Source organism: Spirosoma gilvum (genome assembly GCF_054776815.1).
This window is the reverse complement of sequence record NZ_BAAHBH010000016.1, coordinates 102,264-126,143: the sequence shown is the minus strand read 5'-3', so window position 1 is coordinate 126,143 and position 23,880 is coordinate 102,264. Positions and strand designations below refer to the sequence as shown.

Sequence of the window (23,880 nt, the reverse complement as noted above, 5' to 3'; positions counted from 1 at the left end):
ATGTAATGTTGACAATATCGGAAAGTCGCCCTCCCCTGCTTTCAGGGGAGGGTTGGGGAGGGGTAAATCTTAATCCGTTACTCGCTTGTCTTTGATATAGAATACACCAATAACCAGGCAAACGGCCGTTACGATGATCGGATACCACAGTCCTTCCAGATACGGAGCGGCATTGGGAATGAGTTCACCGGCTTTTTCGGCAGCCGTATTGGCATCCTTGGCTTTGGTGGCCAGATAGGTAGCCACAGCCGGCAGCAATCCTCCAAATACCCCATTCCCGATATGATACGGAAGCGACATAGACGTGTACCGGATTTTGGTCGGGAACATCTCAACCAGGAAAGCCGCAATGGGGCCGTACACCATCGTTACAAAAATGACCTGAACAAATACCAGCCAGATCAGCGTCCAGCGGTCGCTGTCATTGATCGTAATGGTTTTCTTGATCTCCGGTTTAGCTGGTTCGGCAGATGGGTCGCTAAGAATTTTGGTTTTGGTCACCTCGGTCAATTTTGTGCCATCGGTGTATTCTTTTTTGACGGTCAGGGTATTGATCGATACACCAGCGGCTTTCGGATCGGCAGCAACCGTCGTTTCAGAGGTCGTTTTTTCCGTGATCTCCTGCTTGTTTTTCAGATTGGTAGTCTGGTAGATGTTTTCGTATAACGTCCGGTACGAAAGAATGGCAATCAGCATCCCCGCTAGCATAATCGGCTTGCGACCGATCCGGTCCGACAACCAGCCGAAGACCACGAAGAAGGGCGTGCCCATCAGTAGCGCGATCGACATCAGCCCATCCGACTGCATGGCATCGACGCTACAAACCGTCTTGATAAAGCTCATGGCATAGAACTGACCCGTATACCAAACTACGCCCTGCCCCATCGTTGCACCGAAAAGTGCTAGCAACACAAATTTGAAGTTGTATTTATTGCCAAAGCTCTCTTTCAGAGGATTGGCCGATGTTTTGCCCTCTGCTTTTGCTTTAGCGAACAGGGGCGATTCATGCATGTTCTGGCGGATGATGTACGAAACGGCTACCATAATAATCGACACCCAGAACGGTACGCGCCAGCCCCAGTCATCGAACGCTTCTTTCGACAGCGAAACACGGGTGGCCATAATGACCAGCAACGAAATAAACAAACCCGCCGTGGCCGTTGTCTGAATCCAGGAAGTCCAGTAACCCCGTTTTTCAACGGGCGAGTGTTCGGCGACGTACGTAGCAGCACCACCGTATTCACCACCCAGGGCCAGCCCCTGCAACAGACGAAGAATCAGGACCAAAGCGGGAGCCAGAAAACCGATGGTCTCATAGCTCGGTATCAGACCAATAGCAAACGTGGCACCACCCATCAACAGGAGCGTAACCATGAAGGTGTACTTACGGCCAATCAGATCGCCCAGACGACCGAAAAATAGTGCCCCAAAAGGACGTACCACGAACCCGGCAGCGAACGTAGCGAGTGTCGACAGGAAAGCGGCTGTTGGGTTACCTTCGGGAAAGAACTTGGTAGCCAGTACAGTAGCCAGCGAACCGAAGATGTAGAAGTCGTACCACTCGATGAGGGTACCAACTGACGACGCACCAATAATGCTAACTAACGAGCGGGTATTGGTCGTTGATTTTTTGGCAGGTGCAGGAGATGCAACCATATGCGATTAGTGTATTTAAGGGGTTAAGGAACGATTCGAAAATGAGCTTAAAACAAGGCTGGCTATTGATAAAGCAGTTTCTGTATGCGAACTAGTCAAAGCCCTTGAAAAGAGTCAATAATTACCTAAAAATAGTCTATTTTCCTATAGAATGGTCAGAAAGCAAACGTGGTGGTCAGCAGCAGACGCGAGTTTGAAATAGCCTCGACACTGGTCACGCGGGCATCGGAGTTGGAGGTGCCATAACCGGCGGTCGTGTATTCGTACTCAGTGCCTATTTTGAACTTGCCTGCAATGAACTCGACACGGGGAGCAATCCGCATCAGGTTGTCGATACCACCACGACCCGTTATGCCGATTCCCCGGCCATAAGCAGCAATCGCGTTCGGATCGTTACCGGCATTTTTGCAGTACCCCACAAACAGTCCCGGTACTACTCGTTTGCCATTTCCGTGAATTTCTGCCCACATCGACGTGATTTTGACGGGCTTGTACGACGATTCGATACCATTGGTGCCGTAGGCCAGGAATCCACCCAGCATCACATGATCGGTCAGGTTTGAGCCCGATACAATTTCGGCTTTAAACGTGGCCCGGCTGCTCACCACTTTCAGATAGCCCATTATGGCTGTACTCCCCACAGTAGCATTCAATTCCTGAAGCGTGGTGCCGCTGCCTACCGATAGTCGAGGCCGAATCACCTTATAATCGAAGGCAATCCCAGCCAGTACTTTTTCGCGTTTCAACTGAAGCTGGGCGTGCAGATTCGGTACAGAAGTGTTGCGGAGGTATTCGGACGAACTACCATTGATGCCTAAGTTGGTAAAATCGCGCTGGGCAATAGCCGCTACGATCAGGTGCCAGTCGGCATTCAGATGTTTGGTCAGGCGAATCTGCGGACTGCGGTTGAACGGCTGAAATGGAATACCGGTGTTGAAATTGATAACGCCGGGAAAACAGTCTGTCACAAACAGCGGATGCCAGAACTGGCCAAACGCCAGTTGCGTTTTGGCCCAGTCCAGCTTTGCCCAGGCGTGGCGCAGCCGTACTCCCCCAACGGCTGCGTCCGACGGCCCGAACCATTCCATTTCCAGTAAACCGGATGTTTTAGCGCCCCAGGCATCGGGTCCGTTGAACGTAACACCCAACCGGCTGTTGATGCCCAGCATATTTAAATTCGGTACGGCATTGATGTCGTTGCCGTTGATGTCAAGTTGTTTGTCTTTCGCATACAGGTCAACCGAAGCTTCGCGCAGGCTCACCGTCTGGCGCGAGTCCCAGGAAACATCGTTGCGCACAAAGCCGGTAAACTTGACCGTAAAAGTTGATGTCTCGGCGGGTTTGGCTGTTGCGGGGGAATTAGCCGGCGAGGTGGTTGCCGATGCATTGATTGGCACATTAGCCGCCGACGAAGCCATTGGTATCATCGTCGTATTTCCCGTTGCCTGTGGCCCCGTATTGGTCTGTGCCTGAGCTGACTGTGACAGGCTGGCGCTAACTAGTAGCGAAGCGCCAGCCCACAGCAGAAGGTTCGAAAATGCATTCATTGGTCAGGAAGAAGTTTAGGTTAAGCGATTCAAAACTGCTTCTCTTTTCCCAATGCGTGCAACTCGATGATGATGATATGCTAATTTTCTATAGAAAGGCTTATGGGCTCAAATTTTGGCCAATTCTGCTAGATATAGGATGGCATTCGGTGCTTAATCCCGGAAGCGCTCCCATTTGATGAGCATGAACTTATCGCCCAATTCGGTAATGATCATCCCGGCCCCTTCCACATTGTCCTTGTTCGTAATGAACTCGGCTAGTTCTTTATGATTGAGGATTTTATAGGTAGGATGATACGTGTTTTTCTCCGGCACTTTGATCTGGTATTTCTTGACCCAGTTCATCACCGAAACGTGGCTGATGCCCAATAACCGCTCAATTTCGCGGAAACTAACCCCTTCGATGTACAACTGAAGGGCTTTAATAACGTAGTAGGTGCTGATCCCTTTGCCGACTTTATCGACCGTAAAATTGTAATTGCACTGTCGGCAGCGGAAGCGTTGCCGCTGATTGATAATACCGTTGCGAACAGCATCGGTCGAGTTGCATTTTGGGCATTTTGGAGCGGCCATACAAGTTATCTATGTCAATTTAGCAAATATATAGCAACTTAGCAGAATAGGATAAGTTTTTCAGTAAATAGTTATAGTCAATCCAATTCTAAGCCGTTGTACCTTTGCAGTATGGCGTTTATTCAAACCGATACCTTCACCCTGCGTGGGTATGAGTGCGATGCCTTTGGGCGTATGAGCCTCACAGCGTTGATGAACCAGATGCAGGAATCGGCCAACCGAAATGCGCTGGATTATGGCATTGGTATTGCTGATCTGGCTGGTCGGGGATTTGGCTGGATGCTGATGCGGTTTCGGCTGCGAATTCACCAGTATCCACTGTATGGGCAGACCATTCGGCTGACAACCTATCCGACAGCCGTGGAGAAATACTTTATCTACCGTGATTTTCAGGTTCGGGCCGAGGATGATACGTTATTGGCCGATGCCACTAGTACCTGGCTTGTATTTAGTACCGAAAAACGGACGATGGTGCCTATGCCTGATTTTATCCGTAGCCTGACACCACCTTCCGGGCCAGAGCCGCTACCCCGGCTTTCCTCAAAGCCCGATTTTCAGACTATCCCCTTCGTGTCTGATCTTGACAAGACGGTTGAAGTCGGCTGGCTAAGTATCGACCAGAACCATCATGTCAATAATGTAGCTTATGTAGGCTGGTTGCTCGAATCCGTTACAGATTCCTGGCTGGAGACGCGGGAATTAGCCGAAATTGATTTAGTTTACCGAACCGAAAGTCACTGGCGCGACCAACTTCGGATTGAGCTGGCAACGGAAACCTCCGATACGCTGTTACATCGGATAAGCCAGGGCGAATCGGGCAAAGAAGTGCTGTTGGCACGAAGCCATTGGCGGGATAATGGTTTTGTCATCCCGACCGGTCCGCCGGTGCGGAAGGAGGGATCTTCGGGTGAGCCCATTGAATAATTAGTTTCCAAAGATCCCTCCTTCAACTACACGTCCCGGACGGGATGACAAAAAAGTAGATTCAACATTATACCATAACCTTAGCAACAGAAAACGTTGGTACTGCTGCACCGAATGGAAAAGAAACGAACAGTTGATGAACCCGAAACGCATAAGGCGAAATTCATTGCCCTTAGCGAAAGCATCATTGACCAGATTAAACGGGGTGAGTTGCAGCCGGGCGACCAGATTCCATCGGAAAACGAACTGATTAAAACCTTCCATATCAGCAATACAACGGCCCGAAAAACCCTGCTCGAAATTGAATCGAAAGGCTGGGCCCGACGCATTAAGGGCAAAGGGACCTATGTCCTCAATCGCACCGAAGACCATCACCTGTTACGGACCCTGGGGTCTATCTACGCGACCCGGCGCGGGTTTCACGACAGCCTGATAGCCGAAGGATTTACACCCAAGAATATTGTGCTGGAAAAGACGATTCTACAGGATGGTATTTCATCGGAGATTAACGGGCGGCATTTTATTATCGATGGGCCGGTTATGAAACTACACCAACTGCGCTATGCCGACGATTTGCTGATCAAAGATGAGGTAAAATACATTTCGTTGACGCTTTGTCCCAAGATCAATCGACTGCCTACGGAGATTTCGTACTTCAAAGTCTACGAAGACAATTACCACCTGAAAATCGCGGAGGTGCAGCAAACGCTGGGCGTAAAAATCCTGGAGCCAAACACCACCAATTTTGACCTGAGTAAGCCGACACCCGTTTTTGTGCTGGATAGTGCGGTGGTCTGCACCGGCGATAAAATCGTTGAGATCGAGCAGTCGTATTACCACGGCGATAAATATAAATTTGCCGTTATAGCCAATCCCGAGCAGCTTCAGCGCCCTTCCAATTCGATTACTTCCTGAACCATTTCAGTATCTCGTCCACAATAACCTCATGCCCGGCTTTGTTTGGGTGGTTCACGTGCGACATGTAGTTTGTTAACTCGCCCCGTTTGGCAATCAGTTTAAACGGCGTGTATGGATCGGCCAGACCGCTATGGTATTGACTAGACAGTTGCCTGATGAGCTGCGCATAAGGTTCTAGTGGATTTTTGTCATCGAGTATGTTCAAACGTTGGTCGGGGGTAGGCGTCAGCAGAATAATGGGTATCCTTTGTGCCAGAGCTGATTGGATCATTTTTTCCCAGGCTTCCCGAACTTTACCAATATCGGAAAAGCGGTCGTTGAGTGCGTAGTCGATGAACAGTACATCGGGTTTATGAACGAGTACATCTGATTCGAACCGCGACTGTCCTTTAATCGAATTTTCGCCCCCAATGGCCGTGACAATCACATTGATGACGGCATACGGATACTGGTCTTTCAATTTAGCCAGCAGGAGGTTCGGGTACGATTCCAGTGTATGTACTTCGTGGTCGTGCCAGTAACCGGCTGGTACCGAATGCCCGTGAAAGACCAGGTTAATGGTTCGGTTTTTCGGCCAGACGGCATTTAATTCGTTTTTGACAGTAGCTAAATACTGCGTTGAATCGGCTTGCTGGGCTAAGCCAACAATGGAGAGATTTAGTAAGCTTACGATTAGAAGCAGTGTTTTTATCATCTACTTTCTATTTTGTATATTTTTCAAACCAATTGGCTAGCACGGTCAAATTAGACTCCCAGGTTTCGTCCCAGCCGTGCGCTCCACCCTGATGAATAATCAATTGAGCGGGTACGCCAGCCGCTTTCAATTTGGTGATAAATCGCTCAGATTGTTCAAGAGGGACCAGAGGATCTACCGTACCATGCAAAATTAGCGTTGGGGCATCATCACGGCTAATGGCATTGTAGGGAGATAAGTCTTCCATGACTTTCAACTTCTCCTCTCTGGTTTTACCTTCCACACCAAATTGTGGCCAGAAACGACGGACGGTATCGCATTCGACAAATAACCGTCCGGTATTTCCATAATTGACCAGATCGGCGGGAGGAAAGAAACAGGCCACTGCCTGTACACGACTGGATATTCGATCAACAGGGTCGGTTGTTTTGACTGTATCCGCTAACTCCTTGCGGGCAACGCCCGTGCCAATTGAGACAGATAAGTGTCCACCCGAACTCATCCCTGATATACCCAAACGATTCGGATTGACACCATATTCTGCCGCATGATAGCGGATGAAGCGTACAGCCCGATGAATATCCTGCACGGCTTCGGCAACCTGATAGCGTGGAGCAGAGCCATGTAGAATGAGAAAAACGGTTTGTCCCCGATCTGTGAAGTAGTGGAAGTGCTTTAGCCGCTTCTCAATCATGCTGTAGTCAGAATGCCACCCTCCACTCATCAAAAACACGACACCGATACCATTGGGTTTTGCGGGCTTCAGCACATCCATTGTCAATGCCGTACCAAATTTCCGCCCGTATACCACATCCTGAATACGGGTAGGTGGATCGAAAGTTGTTGCCTGTCCTACTGAAACTATGACTAAGGCTATTCCTAACAATACAATACACTTAGGTAGCATAGAAAAGAGATTTCAAGGTGGACACTTACTTTTCATGTTGGTTATTAGTAACTGACATTGCTGAATCATAGTACCATTCAATCACTACCTAATAATCTTCACCGGTCCTAATAATCCCGACTCAATGAGTGGCAGTTCACCCCAGGACACCAGGTTTTTATTGGCTTTGGTGATGTTAGTTTTAGTAAACGTTTCACCCGTCAGGGCATCGCCCGATAGGCGGTTCGACCAGGTATTGGCTACCTCTACTTTCAGCACGTTCGAACCGGGTTTGATCGCATCCGTAATATCGACGCGGTAAGGGGGCGTCCAGACAATGCCCAGCGGTTTATTGTTCAGCCACACCTCACCAAGTTTCGAAACCCGGCCCAGGTCCAGATAAAGCCGCTGGTTTTTACTAGACACGGGCTTATACTGAAAGGTTTGCTGATACGTCGCAATACCCGAAAAGTAGCGAATGCCTTTCTGCTCCGATTCAGTCCAGGAAATCAGTTTCGGAAAGGTGGCCGATGCCGGAGCGCCCCAGCCTTTGGGAAAGCTAAGCTGCCAGGGACCATCCAATGCCATGATGAGAGTCGCGGAGGTCGTATTTTGCAGCCCTGTAGCCACGGTTTTGGTATCCGTGGGAGTAAGACTAAAGACTACAAAATAGGCCCCGTAAGGTGGTAACGAAACCGGAATTTTGATGCGATTCGTCTCTCGTTGATACGAAGCAATGACGCTGATCTCACCCGATATAGGATTCCAGAGTTCGGGCGTTTTGGCCAATTGGCGGAAGTAACAGTCTTTCGAAACCCAGCTATTGGTCGTATTTCGGATTAGGTAAAAGTCCAGGCCGTTGTGTTGATAATGAATGTAATCGATGGGTGCATGACGTTGATCGACCTTCTGACCATCGTAGCTGAAGTCGGGGCCAATAGCCATAGATTGTAACGCTTCGAGCGGGGAGCCGGTTGCTTCCACCAGTTTGGCCCCCTTGGCCGCCAGCTGCTTGAGCTTGGCCCGTACGGCTGGTGGTATTTTCCCCTCGTTACCTATATGCAGAACACTATATTGGCCAACACCTGGCAGCACCCATTTCCCGTTTTCGACTGTCAAGTCGCGTAACAAGACTTCGGTATTGACTACCTCATAATCATAACCCGGCCCGACGGCGAAGCGGGTGTTTTTTGGGGGTATCAGATTGGGGATATTGTCGCCATAATAATGGAGCACATCAGCCACAAAATTTGTCTTTTGCAGGATGTACGACATGCGGGCCAGGTAATCGTTGAACGGTTTGACTTTGGGCCACCAGCCATTGCGGTCGTTGTAATGCGTACCGGCAAAATACGCAATGCCCGGATAACCCATGCCCGTTGGATTATGTGTAAACCCATGAATAACCAGTCGATTCATACCTTCACAGAAAGCGCGGTCGGCCAGGGCTTTGAGGTCGGAAGGGCCTTCCTGCCAGTCCCAATAACTGGTAAACGACTCTTCTTCTACGATGCCGCGTTTGTAAATGTGGGACGCGGCTGCAATCTCCTTTACCAGATAAATCATATCGACCAGGCTATCTTTATCGGCTTCCATGAAGAACTCCCGGTTGTACCAGTATTCTCCGCGAGGAACGTCCAGTGCGCCCAGTGCTTTCAGCGTTTCGACCGGAATGTGATGCAAGTGACCCGGCCCGCCCGATTCCGAAATGATCTGTAAGCCATAGCTGTTGCAAATCTCTTTCGACTTTCGGTAATGGTTGTTGATCATCAGTTCCGACAGCGTTTTGTCGAAGTCGAACTGAAACGATTTCGCCAGTTCGGGTCGGTACCCGTCTTTGTTGAAAATGGCGGGCAGAAACTTGTACAAGTCGTAACCATGTAGTTTTCGGAAAGCGGCTGGCAAGGTAGGCGTCCAGGTAAATTCCTTGGCTTCGTAGCTGGCCAGGTACAGGTTTTTGAGCGGACTTTTGCTGAAGTCCCCGAGCAAGGGTTTCAGGCGGTCAATGAAGTACATCACATGCATCCGGGTTGCCGTCGAATCAAAATGGTCGATGATTGGGCCAACCGAATGGGGTGTGGGACGGATCAACTGTTCGCCCGAATTGGAGCAGATGTACCGATAGATGTCCCAGTTTCCAGCGGGTGCTTTCCAGGTTAGCTGTTCGGTTTTAGGATCAAAAAAGGCTGATACATTGATGATATTTGTCGTATCTAATGGGGCAGTCTGACCAGCAGGCAGCGCGATTACGGCAATTTCTTCATAATAGGCAGGTTTGCCATCGGGCCGATACGCAATGGGTCGCTTATTGCCTAGCCGGTCGGGAGTAATGGTCGGGAAAGGCAGCTTAACGGACTGTTGGGTAGCGCCATTCAGGGCCATTTTTGAAAAATAAACGGTTTTGGCTGCGTGTCGGGGTTGTACCCAACTGCCACCCGCGTTCCAGCTACTGGCCAGATTCAAGCCTACCTCCAGTCCCAGCTTGCCCGCTTCACGGATGGCCATGGCAATGGTTTTTACCGAGGCATCGCCCATAAAAGCAGGCCCCGCCGGAATCACCTGGTTGGCGTCGCTGGCAGGAGGAAGCCCGATCTCAAAAATATCGACACCGCCAAGTCCAGCCTTTTTAATGGCTTGTAGCTCTTCTTTTAACCGAAGGCTATCGACATAGCCGTTGAGCCACCACCAGTACACTTTGGGCCGGGCATGGATGGGTGGATTTTTGAACCCTTCTTTCAGTGACGCGTAATTGATTGTATCGGCTTGCGGGACAGGCGTATGAAATAAACCCATAGCCGCGAGTAGCCCAATGACCGGGAGTGTAAAAATGAATTTCATGAAAGTATGAGGGTATAGGATAGAACCGCACGGGCGGTTCTATTATCACCAGAATACCACTAAATCGCCGGTTGCATGTTCAACGACATAGTGGTTGCCGTACTTTTTATCGCCGGGTTTGAAGGCTGCCTGTGGCTTTTTACCCCAGGGATAGCCCGTATTCGCATACACATGAAGCCCCTGTTCCGTAACGCCTTCGTCGGGATAAATGCGTACTGTAGCGTTTTGGAGGCCCGACAGTCGTACGCAGCGTTTCATGTGCTGGACCCCGGAGGTCATTTCCTGACAGGAGACGATGCCATCCGACTGTTCCACAAAAAAGCGACTTTCCTTATGCCAGGCTTTCGGCAGGTTGTAGACTGCGTATCCGTTTGTCAGCTCGGTTTCGTAGCCTGTCAGCAGTGGAGCGCCCTGCGGCATTTTGAATCGGTGCGTAACGGTCGTATTCGGACAATAACCGGAGAAGAAAAAGCCATTGCTGCTCCGGGAAATGGCCAGAACCGGACTTTTGACGGATGGGTTTTTCTTGTCGACGCGGTAGTCCAGCCCGAACTCATTCAGGACGTAGCGCATCAGCAACGGGCCGGTAAATACTTGTTCAGGATCATCGGGGGTGAGGAGTTTGCCACCGGTAAACTTGCTGGAATTGGTACCCCGTACATAGGCCACTTTACCGCCTTTCCAATCTGGTTTTTCACGCACCCAAACCGCATCACGGCTATTGCTGTCCTGCGTCATTTTCGCCAATACCTTCGTGCCAGCGTCGGCTTTGTTCTTCACCTGCGTAGATACACCACCGCCCGAAAACAAAGCCCGGTGGGTGATCTTGTCGGGATAGGGCTTGTCCAGTTTGTCGAAATTGATGGTTGAGCTCACTTGAAAATCGCCCTCCAGCGCCGACGTATTTTGTAGATTCAGTAGATTCATAAACGCGGGGCCAGCATAATCGGCGGGACCATATACCAGCAGTTTACCACCATTCTGCACAAAATCAATCAGCGATTTTTCGAGCGACGAATTAGCCTCAGGCACAATCGACACCAACACCGATTCATTGAAATACGCTGGTTTAGCAGCCACTACGTTCTGAAAGGAGTTGGTCGACAGGATGGTGTTGAGCGGAAAGCCGTTGTTGATGGCCTGTCGAATGAGCCAGTCGCCATAATAAATTTCGGGTAGGCGTTTCCCATCCTTATAAGCCCAGGTATGGTATTCCTCGAACGGATACACCCAAACCAGTGGCCCCGGTGCCGTTGGCGAATCATAACGGGCTTTCAGAATATGCGGGGTTACCTCGTCGGGCACCTGAGCTGGCATTTCACCGTACGTATTATCGGCCGTCAGAAAATTCAGGTGTGTGGGCAATTTAATCTCTCCTTTGGCATTGATCCGGGCAACGGCCATTGGCAAGTAAATGTCGTGCGGTTCCTGTCCGTAGCGGTCAAGCCAGGGGCTGTTCACCCACCAGGGATCGTGTGTGTAGTAGCGAAACAAATACCGTTCGTCGGGCAGCTCGGCCATCCTTGACATGTACCCCACCATTTCGAGTCCAAAGTCACTGTCCAGTGCCGCCCAGGGTGAATTGGGGGGAGGCAGCATATTGTAGTGTCCACTGTAAATCTGCTTGAGGTCAACCCCATCACGGGCCAGATCAGCTCCTGTAGAGAGGTTAGTGCCCCGCGTCTGAATCTGAAAACCAGGGCATTCTTTCCGAAACAGGTTCCAGAATCCCGCAATCAACTCACGAGTATTCGCTAGCTTTTCGGCAGCAAACGCTTTCCCGTCGAAAATAGCGCCCGTCGATGACCAGCCTTCTACCCCGAACCCAAATCCGTTGCTGAGCCAGATATAATCGTAACCCAGATCGGTCAGGAAGTGCTGGCTCTGGCGACCCAGAAAGGTCCCGAAAGGCGTATTGGCTGGAATGCCTTTCGGAAAGCCCGCATACGCCTGATTGTCGGCGTTCAGGGTCGAGTAGCAACTGACCATCGTTTTATGGCCCATCGCATTGCCACCCAGGATTTCGGGGTGCTTTTTGTACTTGAAGTCCGAGTGAGCAAACTCCGGTCCCGGATCGAAGGTAGCGCCGATACGAATGGGTTTTCCCGTGATGCGTTGGCCCGCGTCTTTCAGCGACTGGATGATGTATTTGAGATCGCCGTAGGTAAAGGCGGGCGGGTTGTCCATGTACAGGAGCGCACGCTGGTGAAGCGACAGGTCGGCCGGGCCTGAACCTACTTCGTGTTCGGTATTCGGATTGCCCATATATTTTGCCCATTCCAGCGGCTGATTCAGCTTCCCCGTATAATCCAGGATTTCGGACCCATCGGATGTCCAGAGCATCACCGATACCGTATCCGTATGCCGCAGCAGCGACGACCACTGCGTAAACAGTTCTGTCGCCACCTGTCCGATATAGGCTTTGTCGTTCTTCTTGAACGGCTTTAGCGACAGCTCCAGCGTGATGTTGTTGAACGGCTTACCCCGTAGTGTCGAATTATCCAGATTAGGCGTATCGTAGGTAAAGCCCAACAGGACAAGGCTAAGTATGATAACTAGTTGAGTACGCATGGATTGAAAAGGCTGATTTAAGCCGTGTTTACCTCACCCCCTGCCCCTCTCCGTTTTAGGAGAGGGGAGAAAACGTGGGGCTTAACCTCCCCTCTCCTGTTTTAGGAGAGGGGGCAGGGGGTGAGGTGAATCATCAATACCCCGGGTTCTGCTTCAAAGCCGGATTGAGGTCAATTTCGGCTTGCGGGATTGGGAACAGCAACTCGTAATCCTGCACCGAAAAGTTCAGCTTCTGACTGGCATAATGGGCGTTCAGAACAGTTTGGGCGCGTCCGGTACGAACCAGATCGAACCAGCGATGGCCTTCAAACAGGAATTCAGTGCGTCGTTCACGTTCCAGCGCCAGCCGGGTATCGGCTTGTGATAGTCCAGATAACGTCGGTAACTTAGCCCGTTGACGTACCTGATTCAGATAAGGCAGGGCATCGGCTGGTTTACCTTGCTCATTGAGCACTTCGGCATACATCAGCAACACATCGGCATAGCGGAGGATGGTAAATGAAACCGTTCCATCTGATAGATCAACGGCTTTGAAATCAACGAACTTAAGGCCATACCGACTGTACGATTTCTTGCCGCCAATCAGGGTGACCGAGTCATTGACCGAAATGGCCTTACGCACATCGCCCGTTTCATAGGCTTTAATGACATCCAGCGTCGGCACGATACGACCTGATCCCTGCAAATTGTTGGGAAAGATGGCCATACTCGTGATGGCGGGTGTGAACAACGCCGAATAATTGTTGCCCAGCGACTGTCCCGACAGATAATCCACTTCCAGAATCGTTTCGGCCAGATTGGTATTGCCATTGGTCGACAGGGTTTTATAATCGGCTACTAACGAATATTGCTTCGAGTCGATCACTTCCTTCAACTTCGTACCGGCCAGATCGTAATTCTGTTGGGTCAGGTACACCTTGCCGAGTAAGGCTTTCACCGTCATCTGCGAAGCGCGGGTCTTGTCGGCGTTCAGGGTGGCGGGCAGCAGACTTTCGGCACTGGTCAGGTCGGCCAGAATCTGTTTGTAAACCTCTTCTTTAGGCTTCAGCGTCAGATCGGCCGAGGCTACCTGCGCCGGACTGGTAAAGGTCGTGTTCGTAATGGGTACATTGCCGAATAGCCGAACCATGTAGAAGTAGCTGAACGCCCGCAGAAACTGTGCTTCGCCTTTGATCCGGTTCTTGGCTGTCTGGTCAAAATTTACAGCATCGATCCGATTCAGGATGTTTGAACTCTGTGAGATGGTATACAGGCACATATTCCAGACTCCCCGAACAAAAGCGTTGGTCGGCGTAACCGCATTCTGATCCATCTGCATCTCATCAGCCGAGGGCGACGACCACTGAATTTCGGCGTTGTCGGTCGATAGCTCGGTCAGGTACAAGATGTTGCTGCTGCTGTATAGCCCCCGGAAAGTACTGTATACACCGACCAGTGCCGTTTCGAAGTCGTTCTGATTCTGGTAAAAGTTCTGATCGCTGATCTGATAGGCTGGTTTCAGATTCAGAAAATCATGGCAGGAAGTTAAAGTGGCCGTCAGAAAGAGTATGGCCAGTAATTTCGTTTTCATGAGATGTAAAGAGTGAAAGTGCGAAAGAGTGAAAGAGTGATTAACTGTTTTGTGGAAAGGTTGAATAACGACTAGCGCTCTTTCACTCTTTCACTCTTTCGCTCATTTAAAAGGTCACACGCAGGCCAATTGTATACGTCCGTGGGTTTGGATACGAGAAAAAGTCGACACCACTTTTCGCCAGATTATCGCCACCTGTGCTGCCTTCGGGGTCGTAGCCCGGATACTTGGTGAAGGTGTACAGATTCGTTACGTCGGCATAGACCGAAAGGGCCTGAAGTTTCAACTTACCAACCACCGTTGTCGGGAAGGTGTAGGACAGATTCACATCCCGGATGCGCGTGTAGGAGCCGTCGAACAGGTATTTGGTCGTTCCCGCGCTGAAACCGAAGGCATAGTCATTGCGAATCGCCCGTGTATAAAGACCATCCCCCGGATTTTCCGGCGAACGCCAGCGGTTGGCAACAACGGCTAACTGATTCTGCACTCCCGCGTCATTGAGCGAGACTTCACCCCCCTGAAAATAAATCTGGTTGCCGTACGAGCCATTCAGGCTGACACTCAGGTTGAAGTTCTTAAAGCTGAACCGGTTGCCGAAACCCCAGGTAAACTTAGGCCAGGGTGTTCCGACGATGGTTTTGTCCGAGGTGTTGATGGTTCCGTTGCCATCCACATCCTGATATTTGTAGTCGCCGGGCTGAACGCGTGGATTTTGGATCGGGCTTTTGCTGATTTCTTCCTGCGTCTGGAAAATACCCAGAATATTCAGGAGCCGGAAGCTGGAGATAGCATAGCCGACCTGCGCTACCTGATAGTCGGATGTGACAATTCGGGCGGCATCGGAATTAAGGGCCGTAACTTTATTGCGGTTCCAGCTAATGTTGAAATCGGTGTTCCACTGGAACGGCCCTTTCACAATATTCTGCGAGTTGACCGTCAACTCAAGCCCTTTGTTTTCAACCTCGCCAATATTCTGCACCGAACTGCCGAAACCCGATGCCGCTGGTAAGGTAACGTTTAGGAGCAGGTTCTTTTTATAGGCCCGGTAGGCGTCAATGGTGAACGACAGACGGTTCTGGAACAGCGACAGATCCATGCCGAGGTTAGTTTGTACGGATTGTTCCCAGGTCAGTTGGTCGTTGGCCAAGCTCGTCGGGACAATGCCGGAGACAATCTGTCCGTTCGATACCGTCCGCGATACCCCCAGTAATCCCTGCGTAGCGTAGTTGGGAATCAGGTTGTTTCCTGCAATACCGTAGCTCGCCCGGAGTTTTAGATCGCTGATGACCGAAATGGGTTTCATAAAAGCTTCGTCCGACAGCCGATACGCCAGCGAGAGCGAAGGGAATGTTCCCCACCGATTTTTGGAACCGAATCGAGAACTACCGTCGGTTCGAATGGTCGCCGTGAGCAAGTATTTGTTGGCGAAGCCGTAGTTTACCCGTGCCAGCCAAGACATAATGGCCCATTCGCTTACGTAGTTGGTGCCGTTGGATACCGTTCCGGCTGACAGGAACGGAACATAGTCGGTCGAAAAGCCGGTAGCGCCTGCCTGTAAAATCTCGTCGGAGCTTTTCTGAATCGTATACCCTGCCAGTGCGTCAATATCGTGCTGACCGAACTTATGGCGGTAGTTGATCGTGTTTTCGTTCAGCCAGTTTAAGCTCTTGATTTCAGTTGCTCCGGCGGTTGCCGCCCCTGTTCGGCTCGTCGCTAATCCTACCTTGGATGATTTCCACAAACGGGTAACGTTGTTGGAATAATTGACTCCAACGGAGGTTTTCAGCACCAGGCCGGGCATCAGTTCGTATTGCAGGTAGTTGTTTGTGAATACGTTGGAGTTGTTGCGTTTGTCCGAGAATTCGGCTGCAATCACCACTGGGTTCTCGACCGGAATACCCGTCGGGCTGGAGAATTCAGAATAAGGCGTACCATCGGGATTATACACCGGAATGGTTGGGTCGCTGGCGAGGGCTGCCGAAATCAGGCCCCGGTATTGCAGGTGTCCTTCGGCCCTTGCGAAGTTGCCGTAGGAATGAGCACCCGAAAACGAAGCGCCGATTTTAAGCTTCTCGGTCAGGTGGGCGTCGATGTTTGTGCGCAGGGTAAACTTGTTGAAATCGGAGCCGATAATGATGCCTTTGTTCGTAAAATAACCACCCGATACGTAATAGCTCACATCCTTGCCTGTGCCGCTAGCCGATAGCTGGTAGTTCTGGACCATGCCCTTCTGAAAAATAACGTCCTGCCAGTCGGTGCCGTAGCCCTGATCGGCAAATTGGCCAGGGTTACGAAATTCGGGTTTTACCTGCGTGGCCGTACTCCGAACGCTGTTGGGGTCCGACGCTTTTCCACCAGCAAATACCCAGGCATTGTCGCGCCCTTCGGCTACGTATTCCGCGTATTGGCGAGGGGTGAGTAGCTTCAGTTTCTTCGCCAGTTCCTGCATCCCTGTCGATTGTTCGAAGCTGATGGTTGGCTTGCCGAGTTTGCCTCGTTTGGTGGTAATGATGATGACCCCATTGGAGCCGCGCGAGCCGTAAATAGCTGTTGCCGATGCATCTTTCAACACCTGAATCGACTCAATATCAGCCGGATTGATAATACTCAACGGATTGATCCGATTGACTGAACTGCTGTTGGCAATCCCGCTGGCCGAATAGGAGTTGGACGCATAGTTGCTCAAATCCGACCCGCCACCACCCGTACCAATGGCATACCCATCCACAACGTACAAGGGGGAGTTGCCACCCGTAATGGAGCTAATTCCCCGGACAATGACGTTGACATTACCGCCCGGTGCGCCCGACGTTTGGGTAATCTGCACACCCGCTACTTTCCCCTGCATCATCTGATCGACGCTGGTGGCCGAAGGAACAGGTACCAGATCTTTGCTGGTCAGATTGACAATAGAGCCCGTCAAATCCTTTTTTCGCTGGGTACCATAGCCCACCACCACTACATCCTGCAGTTGCTGTTGGTCGGTTTTTAGAGCGATATTGAATTGAGAGCGATTACCTACGGGAAATTCCTGAGGAGCATATCCAATGAAACTCACAACCAGCGTGGCATTGGGCGCAACGTTGAGCCGGAAGTTGCCACTAGCATCAGACGTAGTGCCGTTGGTGGTACCTTTCTCGGTTACGGTAGCTCCAACCAAAACGTCGCCGTCTTCCGACGCGGTAATTTTACCACTGATCGTCACTTTGGGCGATTGGGCAAACCCAACCGTAACAGCCAATAGGCTCAGCATACTGCCAATCACTAAGAGTCGCAGTCGATGGAATAAAAAGTGGTCCATGTGTTAAAAATTGAGGTTTAAGAAGTTTTATAATTGATAATGATCCTGAGGTAAGTGTCTGATATTTCAACAGATAGCTATGTTTCATCCATTATACATTATACATTCTTCATTATTCATTAGAAATAATGACTGACTCGACTTTGAGGTAGTCGGCGATTTTCTGGATGGTTTTGGCATGATGGCCGACACCCAGCGCGAAGTGGTGCGTTGGCCCTTCGTTAATCCATCGTTTCAGGAAGGTGCGAACGTCGGGTTTGAAGAAGCCGCGTGTATTGGTATTGCCCGTTGGCGGAATAGGCCCTGCTATCGACTCGCCTTCGGCAATTACGAACTTCATTTTGCCCTCGTAGGTCGAACTGATGCTGAGCATAGTAATCGGCCCTTCCTTGATCTTGAATTCTACACCCGCACCAAAGCCAGGTTTGCCATGGTATTTTTTCAGGCTGCGCAATACCGGCTGACCTTCGGCAATGGCGATGTTATGCGGCCCGTCGTGTCCGACGAGAACGAAGCCTTCCTTGAAATCGACCGGGTGGAACTCCGCGAAGCTGCCGCCAATGCCCAGTCGTTCCATAATGAGCATCGCAATGCAGGTTTTCAGATCCGATTCGCCACACATCGGAAAGCCTGCGCCTTGCAGGAGGGAATTACCGACAATCAGATTCGACATCACCACCCGCGTATCGCTGCCTTCCGGACCATCGTAGTAATAGGCCAGACCGTCGAGTTTTTTGGCTTTGATAAATTTTTCCAGCGCCACGGCAGCCTGAGCCGCAATGTGCAGATCGGAATCGCGGAGTTTTTCAGAAATGGGGTCCGAGACGGGGTCGGGTGTGTCGAAGAAAGCCAGAATGCGCTCTTTGACCGCGTCAATTTCAGAGTCTGAAGCCTTCTGGTATTGCGAAACGATCTCATGCGCTTCGCACTGTACAATGTGTGCCCCAAAATGAGCCGTGAGCATGGTCGAGTCGGAGTGCATGTCGAGCATAGCCTCAATCGGGTGACCGATATGCCCGATTCGGGCCGTTTTCAGATCGTGCAATACCGTCGCAATCCGGCAATATTCTTCAATGTCAGCATCGGCAGCCGGGTCGTCGTGCAGAGTTCCGATAATCATTTCGGGCACTTTCTTTCCCATCCGAACGGCTACGCCCGCAAACTCCGGCAGTGAACAGATATCGTCGTTGTACAACTGCATGTATGTGGATGCGCGGCTGTAATCCATCGCTTTGTCGGGCTGGAGGGCGACCAGAACTATTGGAACGTCGATGCTTTTGATAATGATGCCAAACGTACTGGACGTGGCGTAGGTGAGCATGTCGCAGAAGATAAGATCGAGGTTAGCCGCGTGGAGTTTTGGAACGATCTCGTAGGCTTTCGATACGTCGTCAACCAGACCAAAATCAATGATCTCAGCCGTATCGAGGGACTCAATTTTGCTGATGAAAACAGCCTGTTTCTGCATCATGTCGTCCAGTAAGCCGTCGAATTGCCCCCAGTATTTGAAATAGCCTACACCAAAAACGCCAATGCGTGGGCGCGTCTTTTTGCGTTTTACCCATTCGACTTGTTGTACAGCCAGACCATTTGGAGATGGATTTTCCATAATATTCAGTTTATGCCTTTATAGATTTAACTTAGTGCACTAAGTTGATTTTGCGTGTAATGATCCTAAGTCGTGACTTATGTACTCACTTTAAACTAGTGGCTTTTCTGTCATCCCGACGAAGGAGGGATCTCAAGCGTCAGGAAATTCGAGATCCCTCCTTCGTCGGGATGACAGAAAAGTCTAACAAATACTGACTGCTCAGCGTGGTACCTGGACAAATCACCAACCATCCTTGCCCAGGTTTACACACGCCGAACTACTGAAGGAAAAGAATTCTATAACGTTTGTAATCAGTATTTTACCTTTCGATTTCGCTTACACGCTGGTTGTGAGCAACTCGCTTGGTTCCGAGCGAAAGAGCTTCGATTCGGGGAATCAGTACGAGTAGCAGCACAAACGCAAATGGATATAACAAGCCTGAAGCAATCCATAACGGTCGATATGAATACTGCTGGATAACCACACCCATCAGCGGATTAAGCAATAATCCAGACACGGCCCCGGCTGTTCCCGACAAACCAACAACCGTAGAAGTCGCCTTCTGACCGAACATATCGGAAATAGCCGTTATGTAATTGGTAATCCAGAATCCATGCGCAAACATGAACACAGCCATGAGAGCAACCGCTACATTGACCGATGAAACCCACTCGATAGCCGGTGCAGCCAGCGTCAGAATTGCCGCTATGCCCATGACCGTTTTGCGAGCTTTATTGACTGAAAAGTTAAAGGCAATCAGTTGTCCTGAAAACCAGCCACCAAGTATGTTGGCAATGCCCAGCGCCAGAAACGGTATCCAGAAAAGTGCGCCTATTTGTTCAAAAGGCACATTTCGCACCGAACTCAGGTACTTCGGAATCCAGAACATCATGAAATAGAAGACCGGATCGAGCAGAAAACGGATTACAATGAATACCCAGGTCGCTTTCTGCTTGAGCAGTTGTAAAAAAGGAACTGTGTCGTGGGGCTCACTGGTTTTTTCGACAATCAGGTTTTCCTTTTTCCAGGGGATAAACAGCCAGATAATTACCCAGGCAATACCGATCAAACCAGGCAGTAGAAATCCACCACGCCAGCCGTAATTACCCGATAACCAGATGGTTAAAGGAGGAGCTACGACCGCGCCAATGGCTGAGCCCCCAATGGCGATGCCGTTGGCCAAAGCCCGCTCTTTCTTATCGAACCAGCGGTATACTGTCCAGGCTGCGCCCGGAAAACAACCACCCTCGCCCATTCCCAGAAAGAACCGGAAGGTCAATAGCTGAGTAAACGAATTCATGATCGCATGAAGACTGTTCGCCACCGACCATATGCCAACCGAAAGGGCCAACCCGAGTTTGCCACCTACCCGGTCGATCAGCCAGCCGCCCAGCGTGAACATGATGGCATAGCTGATCAGGAAGCTGGTGTTGATCAATCCGTACTGTACGTCGGTTATTTTGAACTCTTCCTGAATCTTAATGATAGCAATGGACAGCACCTGTCGATCCAGAAAGCTGAGTCCTGTGGCTATAAAAAGCAGGAAAACAATCAACCAGCGCAGGTGCTTTTGCATTTTACTTAACGCACTAAGTTAGTGTATGCAAAGATATAAGCCTGAAAAAGAAAAAATCAACTGTTATGGTATTTTTTTTTAATCAAATAGAAATAATTTCATGGCAGTAAACCAGGCAAGTTTTGAAACCGAACCGGTTTGCATCAATTACATCATTACGTTCAGGTTTCCACTTATATTGAGCCATAAAACCTGAAAAGACGATTCATTGCCCATGCTAACTAATCCACAAACGACTACGCAGACCCTCGATGCCGTATTGGGTGGCCTGATGCGACGATATAGTGAACGCGTTCCCGATGTGCAGAAAGTCATCGATGCGATGATTGATGAGGGTATTATCAATTCTGCTACTGAGATTGAAAATGATCATATTGCCTTTCGGACCATGGGCGTGCCGAATCTGGGGATCGCTTCGTTCGAGAAGATTTTCCTGCATTATGGCTATGAAAAGCGAGATGAGTTCAATTTTACCGGAAAAAAATTGACGGCCTATTGGTTCAGCCCGCCCGAGCCTCACTACCCGCGCATTTTTGTTAGCGAGTTACGCGTGCATGAGCTTTCGGAGGAAGCGCAACAAATTATCCATCGCTATACCGATACCGTTACCAGCGACCCGGTCGATTCACTGGATCTGGACGATGCCGACGCAGTCGATCAGTTTCTGCATCAGCCACTCTGGACAACGCCCACGCTAGCCGATTATCAGCGGTTGCTGGACGAAAGCGAGTATGCTGCCTGGGTTATCTACAACCGCTATTATCTGAATCACTTTACCATTAGTGTGCATAACCTCAAACCCGGTTATAACACCATTGATGAGTACGTTGCATTTCTGGAACGACGAGGTTTTCGGCTCAACACAGCCGGAGGAACCATTAAAGTTAGCCCCGACGGTGATCTGCGCCAGGCATCGACAGTAGCCCAGATGATTGACGCTGAATTTGCCGGTGAGGATGTCCATCGAATTGCCGGATCGTATGTCGAGTTTGCCGAACGACGCGTATTGCCCCAGTTTCGGGATTTACCCGCCGAGCAGATCACGCGTCAGCATCGGCGCGAAGGTTTCGAAACCGGTAACGCTGATAAGATTTTTGAAAGTACATTCACAACACAAACCGGTATGTAGTGTCAAGATTGGTGTTTCAAGTTATTAACGAAGAGATGATGCGTCAGCCAACTTGAAACCTGAAACACCAAACCTGAGACTCTTTTAAAACCCCAACCCCAACATGAAACCCTTTTTCCTATTCACCTGGCTGCTTTTAAGCAGTCTGGTTTCGCTGGCGCAGAAGCCCGCGCCAGTCGGTTTGCAGCTCTATAGTTTTCGGGATCAGTTTGCGAAAGATGTACCGGGAACGATGGCGAAGGTCAGGCAAATGGGGTTTCGTGAAGCAGAGATAGCCGGAACCTACGGGATGAGTTTAACAGATTTTCGGAAACTGCTGGACCAGAACGGTATTAAAGCCATTAGTACCGGAGCTAGTTTTGAGGATCTGGACTCGAATGTGCCCAAAGTACTGGCCGAAGCGAAAGCATTAGGCGCTAAGTATGTGGTTTGCACCTGGATACCTCACGCTGGCGATCAGTTCATGATTCACGATGCCGACCGGGCTATCGACGTGTTTAATACGGCCGGGAAGCTTTTAGCCGAAAATGGTGTTTCCCTGTGCTACCATAATCACGGCTACGAATTCCAAACCTATCAGGACGGCACGTTTTTCGATTACCTGGCCGAAAACCTCGATCACAAGTTGGTGAATTTCGAGATGGATGTATTCTGGGTGAAATCGCCTGGTTACGACCCGGTTGCCTTGTTGCAGAAATACCCAAAACGGTTCATTCTGATGCACCTGAAAGACCGGAAACCCGGCACACCCGACAGCCAGACGGGCCATTCGGATATAGAATCGAACGTGACGCTGGGTCAGGGCGATGTAGGTATAGCCGCTCTGATGAAACAGGCCAAAAAATCGGGGGTAAAGCACTTCTTTATTGAGGATGAATCGTCACGTTCGATGGAGCAGGTGCCGCAAAGTATAGCCTTTCTGGAAGGCTTGAAATAGCGAATTGGCCCGTTTATGTAGGCGATGAGCCCGTCGGCAGTCGATTCAATACTCGATTTTTCTACATGATTGATAACCTGGCAGGCCCGATGATGATATACAGATGAAACAAACACATCAGTAAATCACCATCAAACAGGTTTATCATGAAAAAGCTTATTTTATCATTACTGGCAGGGGCTACTGTCGGAATGGTCCATGCTCAGTCAAATACCTTATCCCTCCAACAGGAAGGAAATGGCAACAGTACCCCGGTCAGGCAATATGGCAGTGGCAATACGGGTTCGGTTACAATACAGGGCGACAACAACATGGCCGCCCTCTCTCAGTCGGGCAATACCACATCATCCATTGCCATTCTGGGGAATGAGAACAGCGCTGGCTTGACTGGAGAAGGGACAATCACCCAGATTGGTGATCATAATCTGGCCTCAACGCAGGTATTTGGTTCGTACAACAATCAGTCGAGTTTCTATCAGGAGGGAAGTAGCAACGTTGCTCGTGTGAATTTCGATTGGGGAGGCAACAATCAGGCGTCCATTTCACAGACGGGTTATAACAACCAAAGTTCGGTGAGGGCATCGGGCTATGATGGTCAACTGGCCATTTTCAATAGTTATAACAATCAGGTCAACATCGATCAGACGGGTAGTGATAACTATAGCCGGGTGAATATCCAGTACAGTTCAAATAACCAGGTATCAATCAGCCAGGCAGGGAGCGACAATGTCGCTAAGACCAATCACATAGGTGGCCAAAATCCGGGTATGGGCGTTTACAACCGGACCACGATCGCCCAGGATGGCGAAGCGAACCAGGCCTTTATTGAACAGCCTGGCAACTACAGTGATGCGACATTGACGCAACAAGGCACACATAATCAGACCTGGCTTATGCAGGGGGTAAGTAATACTGCCACGATTGTACAGAGCGGCAACGATAACACCATAGCGGGTGTAGGGCCTTATTCAAATTTTGCCACGCAGGGCGGCTATGGCAATACGATGACCATTACCCAAACCGGCGATGCTAATTTGCTGCGGATCGGCCAGATGGGCAATTCGAACACGGCTACGGTTACGCAGATTGTTCAGCCCTAATAATTGAGGGAGCATACGGTTACTATCCTCTCCCCGAAAGGTCAAAACTTTTAGGAAGAGGATAGTACT

The 23,880-nt window shown here is 50.1% G+C and carries 16 protein-coding genes; 5 read left to right on the top strand and 11 right to left on the bottom strand.

Features of this window, described 5'->3' with window-relative positions; translation table 11 throughout:
* Window positions 1-69: 69 nt before the first annotated feature.
* The 3 genes from ACYVFD_RS31710 to ACYVFD_RS31700 form a co-directional block, all read right to left on the bottom strand.
* A complete protein-coding gene (locus ACYVFD_RS31710; protein WP_461094632.1) occupies window positions 70-1,656 on the bottom strand; it encodes an MFS transporter in 1,587 nt (528 codons plus the stop codon).
* Window positions 1,657-1,811: 155 nt separating this feature from the next.
* Window positions 1,812-3,203 carry a DcaP family trimeric outer membrane transporter gene (locus tag ACYVFD_RS31705; RefSeq protein ID WP_461094631.1) on the bottom strand — a complete coding sequence of 464 codons (1,392 nt, stop codon included), beginning with the start codon at window positions 3,201-3,203 and terminating at the stop codon, window positions 1,812-1,814.
* 153 nt (window positions 3,204-3,356) lie between these two features.
* Window positions 3,357-3,776: a transposase gene (locus ACYVFD_RS31700; RefSeq protein ID WP_461094630.1), complete on the bottom strand. Its 420-nt coding sequence runs from the start codon at window positions 3,774-3,776 to the stop codon at window positions 3,357-3,359.
* A gap of 111 nt (window positions 3,777-3,887) precedes the next feature.
* Here ACYVFD_RS31700 and ACYVFD_RS31695 point away from each other — a divergent pair, with 111 nt between their 5' ends.
* Window positions 3,888-4,700: an acyl-[acyl-carrier-protein] thioesterase gene (locus tag ACYVFD_RS31695; protein ID WP_461094629.1), complete on the top strand. Its 813-nt coding sequence runs from the start codon at window positions 3,888-3,890 to the stop codon at window positions 4,698-4,700.
* Between the two features lie 114 nt (window positions 4,701-4,814).
* Window positions 4,815-5,615 (top strand): GntR family transcriptional regulator, encoded by an 801-nt coding sequence (locus ACYVFD_RS31690; RefSeq protein WP_461094628.1) that lies wholly within the window; start codon window positions 4,815-4,817, stop codon window positions 5,613-5,615.
* Here the strand turns inward: ACYVFD_RS31690 and ACYVFD_RS31685 are convergent.
* From ACYVFD_RS31685 to ACYVFD_RS31650, 8 genes are all read right to left on the bottom strand, one after another.
* Window positions 5,605-6,312 (bottom strand): SGNH/GDSL hydrolase family protein, encoded by a 708-nt coding sequence (locus ACYVFD_RS31685; RefSeq protein WP_461094627.1) that lies wholly within the window; start codon window positions 6,310-6,312, stop codon window positions 5,605-5,607. The two genes, ACYVFD_RS31690 and ACYVFD_RS31685, sit on opposite strands and share 11 nt — an antisense overlap.
* Before the next feature lie 7 nt (window positions 6,313-6,319).
* Entirely contained in the window at window positions 6,320-7,219 is a 900-nt protein-coding gene (locus ACYVFD_RS31680) for an alpha/beta hydrolase (RefSeq protein WP_461094626.1), read from the bottom strand.
* A gap of 84 nt (window positions 7,220-7,303) precedes the next feature.
* Window positions 7,304-10,036: a glycosyl hydrolase gene (locus ACYVFD_RS31675; RefSeq protein WP_461094625.1), complete on the bottom strand. Its 2,733-nt coding sequence runs from the start codon at window positions 10,034-10,036 to the stop codon at window positions 7,304-7,306.
* Between the two features lie 45 nt (window positions 10,037-10,081).
* On the bottom strand, window positions 10,082-12,607 hold the full coding sequence (locus ACYVFD_RS31670; RefSeq protein WP_461094624.1) for a hypothetical protein: 2,526 nt from the start codon (window positions 12,605-12,607) through the stop codon (window positions 10,082-10,084).
* Window positions 12,608-12,740: 133 nt separating this feature from the next.
* Complete coding sequence (locus ACYVFD_RS31665; RefSeq protein WP_461094623.1) at window positions 12,741-14,177, bottom strand: RagB/SusD family nutrient uptake outer membrane protein; 1,437 nt, start codon at window positions 14,175-14,177, stop codon at window positions 12,741-12,743.
* Window positions 14,178-14,283: 106 nt separating this feature from the next.
* Entirely contained in the window at window positions 14,284-17,478 is a 3,195-nt protein-coding gene (locus tag ACYVFD_RS31660; protein WP_461094622.1) for a SusC/RagA family TonB-linked outer membrane protein, read from the bottom strand.
* A 112-nt stretch (window positions 17,479-17,590) separates the two neighbouring features.
* Entirely contained in the window at window positions 17,591-19,087 is a 1,497-nt protein-coding gene (locus ACYVFD_RS31655; RefSeq protein ID WP_461094621.1) for an L-fucose/L-arabinose isomerase family protein, read from the bottom strand.
* 301 nt (window positions 19,088-19,388) lie between these two features.
* A complete protein-coding gene (locus ACYVFD_RS31650) occupies window positions 19,389-20,645 on the bottom strand; it encodes an MFS transporter (RefSeq protein WP_461094620.1) in 1,257 nt (418 codons plus the stop codon).
* Between the two features lie 214 nt (window positions 20,646-20,859).
* Between ACYVFD_RS31650 and ACYVFD_RS31645 the strand changes: the two genes are divergently transcribed.
* The 3 genes from ACYVFD_RS31645 (at window position 20,860) to ACYVFD_RS31635 (ending at window position 23,811) form a co-directional block, all read left to right on the top strand.
* Complete coding sequence (locus tag ACYVFD_RS31645; protein WP_461094619.1) at window positions 20,860-21,774, top strand: 2-oxoadipate dioxygenase/decarboxylase family protein; 915 nt, start codon at window positions 20,860-20,862, stop codon at window positions 21,772-21,774.
* 103 nt (window positions 21,775-21,877) lie between these two features.
* Window positions 21,878-22,711 (top strand): sugar phosphate isomerase/epimerase family protein, encoded by an 834-nt coding sequence (locus ACYVFD_RS31640; RefSeq protein WP_461094618.1) that lies wholly within the window; start codon window positions 21,878-21,880, stop codon window positions 22,709-22,711.
* A gap of 146 nt (window positions 22,712-22,857) precedes the next feature.
* The gene (locus ACYVFD_RS31635) at window positions 22,858-23,811 is read left to right on the top strand and encodes a hypothetical protein (RefSeq protein WP_461094617.1); all 954 of its coding nucleotides are present in this window, start codon (window positions 22,858-22,860) and stop codon (window positions 23,809-23,811) included.
* Window positions 23,812-23,880 lie beyond the last annotated feature (69 nt).